At 59.5% G+C, this 252-nt stretch carries 1 protein-coding gene; it reads right to left on the bottom strand.

What is annotated here, in order from left to right:
• Positions 1 to 39: 39 nt before the first annotated feature.
• Positions 40 to 252: hypothetical protein (locus KVS69_RS20005; protein WP_217539956.1), on the bottom strand; the 213-nt coding region annotated here is incomplete at its 5' end.

Below are 252 nucleotides of genomic sequence, written 5' to 3'. Positions count from 1 at the left end.
CGTCGCCATAAAAATTGACCGCATAGCTGACCGGATCCATCATCCCCCCTGGAAGGAATTGACGGGCCGCATCGGACCGCAATCACTGTCGACGATGTCGGCGAGCGCCTGTTGCGGCGCCGTCGATTCTTTCCCTGCCTCGTAGCCGAGAGCCGGCACGGGGTTCTCGTCGCTTGGGCATTTGGCCAGCTGTTCGTATTTGCCTGCGCATCCGGACAAGATGATAGGAGCGAGGGCCAGCACACGAAAAAA

This window comes from Stenotrophomonas sp. GbtcB23 (assembly GCF_019091045.1).
GTDB classification, from domain to species: Bacteria; Pseudomonadota; Gammaproteobacteria; order Xanthomonadales; family Xanthomonadaceae; genus Stenotrophomonas; species Stenotrophomonas rhizophila_A.
Note: the sequence above shows the minus strand (reverse complement) of the source record. Positions and strands in the feature narration are given on the sequence as shown.